The organism is Flagellimonas pelagia (assembly GCF_003584135.1).
Classification (GTDB): Bacteria; Bacteroidota; Bacteroidia; order Flavobacteriales; family Flavobacteriaceae; genus Flagellimonas; species Flagellimonas pelagia.
This window is the reverse complement of record NZ_QXFI01000009.1, coordinates 1-2,500: the sequence shown is the minus strand read 5'-3', so window position 1 is coordinate 2,500 and position 2,500 is coordinate 1. Positions and strand designations below refer to the sequence as shown.

Genomic DNA, 2,500 nt, shown 5'->3' with positions numbered 1-2,500 from the left:
GCCTTCAACCTGCCGGGTTGCCCCATTCGGACACCCACGGATCAAAGCTCATGTGCAGCTCCCCGTGGATTTTCGCAGCTTATCGCGTCCTTCGTCGCCTCTGAGAGCCTAGGCATCCCCCATACGCCCTTCTTTTGCTTGTCGCACCCGTACCAAGTACGGATGCCCTCTCGTAATCCTTATATATTCTATTCTACTTCGTGTTTCTTCTTTTGACTTCGCCATGATGAACCTAATCATCACGCTCCGTCCCAATATGTCAATGAACTTTTGTGCCAAACTTGATTTGGCATCCCTCCGGGAAATTACCGACCTTGATCGGTGTCGCCCCTTCGGGATCCCCGCATCCGCGGGGAAAATGTGGAGAATAAGGGAGTCGAACCCTTGACCTCCTGCGTGCAAGGCAGGCGCTCTAGCCAGCTGAGCTAATTCCCCAGTCTAGTTGATTGTTGTTCGTTGTTCGTTGATCGTAATTTCCATCAACCATCAACCAAGAACCAACAACTGGTGTCTCAACTTCCAGAATTTCCTTTCAATACTCAATGAACCTTTCATCGTAGTCTCAGGCAGACTCGAACTGCCGACCTCTACATTATCAGTGTAGCGCTCTAACCAGCTGAGCTATGAGACTGTCTTGGCCTAAAAATTTGCCAGTATATCAAAAAACACATTGTAAAACGACAGCATAAAGGTAAAGGACCACCTCGTGCGGGGCCCGAACAACCTCCGGGCGTCTCTTTCTCTAGAAAGGAGGTGTTCCAGCCGCACCTTCCGGTACGGCTACCTTGTTACGACTTAGCCCTAGTTACCGATTTTGCCCTAGGCCGCTCCTTGCGGTGACGGACTTCAGGCACTCCCGGCTTCCATGGCTTGACGGGCGGTGTGTACAAGGCCCGGGAACGTATTCACCGGATCATGGCTGATATCCGATTACTAGCGATTCCAGCTTCACGGGGTCGAGTTGCAGACCCCGATCCGAACTGTGACCGGTTTTATAGATCCGCGCCCCCTTGCGGGGTGGCTTCCCTCTGTACCGGCCATTGTAGCACGTGTGTGGCCCAGGACGTAAGGGCCGTGATGATTTGACGTCGTCCCCACCTTCCTCACGGTTTGCACCGGCAGTCCCGTTAGAGTCCCCATCTTTACATGCTGGCAACTAACGGCAGGGGTTGCGCTCGTTATAGGACTTAACCTGACACCTCACGGCACGAGCTGACGACAACCATGCAGCACCTTGCAGGCAGTCCGAAGAAAGGGATGTCTCCACCCCATGCAGCCTGCATTTAAGCCCTGGTAAGGTTCCTCGCGTATCATCGAATTAAACCACATGCTCCACCGCTTGTGCGGGCCCCCGTCAATTCCTTTGAGTTTCATTCTTGCGAACGTACTCCCCAGGTGGGATACTTATCACTTTCGCTTGGCCACGGAGCACGAATGCCCCACAGCTAGTATCCATCGTTTACGGCGTGGACTACCGGGGTATCTAATCCCGTTCGCTACCCACGCTTTCGTCCATCAGCGTCAGTACATGGTTGGTCACCTGCCTTCGCGATCGGTGTTCTATGTGATATCTATGCATTTCACCGCTACACCACATGTTCCGGCAACCCCACCATGACTCAAGACCTGCAGTATCAAAGGCAATTTTATGGTTGAGCCACAAACTTTCACCCCTGACTTACAGGCCCGCCTACGGACCCTTTAAACCCAATGATTCCGGATAACGCTCGGACCCTCCGTATTACCGCGGCTGCTGGCACGGAGTTAGCCGGTCCTTATTCTTACGGTACCGTCAGCCACCTACACGTAGGTGGGTTTCTTCCCGTATAAAAGCAGTTTACAACCCATAGGGCCGTCATCCTGCACGCGGCATGGCTGGATCAGTCTTCCGACCATTGTCCAATATTCCTCACTGCTGCCTCCCGTAGGAGTCTGGTCCGTGTCTCAGTACCAGTGTGGGGGATCCCCCTCTCAGGGCCCCTAACCATCGTTGCCTTGGTAAGCCGTTACCTCACCAACCAGCTAATGGTACGCATGGCCATCCCTGTCCGATAAATCTTTAATCCACATATCATGCGATACATGGATACCATGGGGCATTAATCCAAGTTTCCCTGGGCTATTCCCCTGACAGGGGCAGGTTCCATACGCGTTCCGCACCCGTGCGCCGGTCTCAAGGGTGCAAGCACCCTCTACCCCTCGACTTGCATGTGTTAGGCCTGCCGCTAGCGTTCATCCTGAGCCAGGATCAAACTCTTCATTGTATTTCCTTGAATGTCTGTCCGACACCCGGAAATATCCGGGCCCCCGCATCAAAATGGTTCTTATTCTCTTTACGCTGTCGTTACAATATGCATATGAACTTCTTCTTGTTTTTCCCGAAAAAAAAATCGGCCATCCCGACCAATCCCCCTCTCGAAAACGCCCTGCCTCATCAGCTAAGCGGGTGCAAATATAAGAACGTTATTCCGACTCCACAAAATGTTTTCGGATATTTTTT

Annotated in this window: 2 tRNA genes and 2 rRNA genes (1 of these 4 cut by a window edge); all 4 read right to left on the bottom strand. The window is 52.5% G+C overall.

What is annotated here, in order from left to right:
- Nucleotides 1–145, bottom strand: a 23S ribosomal RNA gene (locus D2V05_RS01805); it reaches 2,675 nt to the left of the window's first position.
- A 216-nt stretch (nt 146–361) separates the two neighbouring features.
- A tRNA-Ala gene (locus D2V05_RS01800) sits at nt 362–435 on the bottom strand.
- 122 nt (nt 436–557) lie between these two features.
- A tRNA-Ile gene (locus tag D2V05_RS01795) sits at nt 558–631 on the bottom strand.
- A 115-nt stretch (nt 632–746) separates the two neighbouring features.
- Nucleotides 747–2,264, bottom strand: a 16S ribosomal RNA gene (locus D2V05_RS01790).
- The 16S and 23S rRNA genes sit together here with 2 tRNA genes alongside, the layout of an rRNA operon.
- Nucleotides 2,265–2,500: the final 236 nt, after the last annotated feature.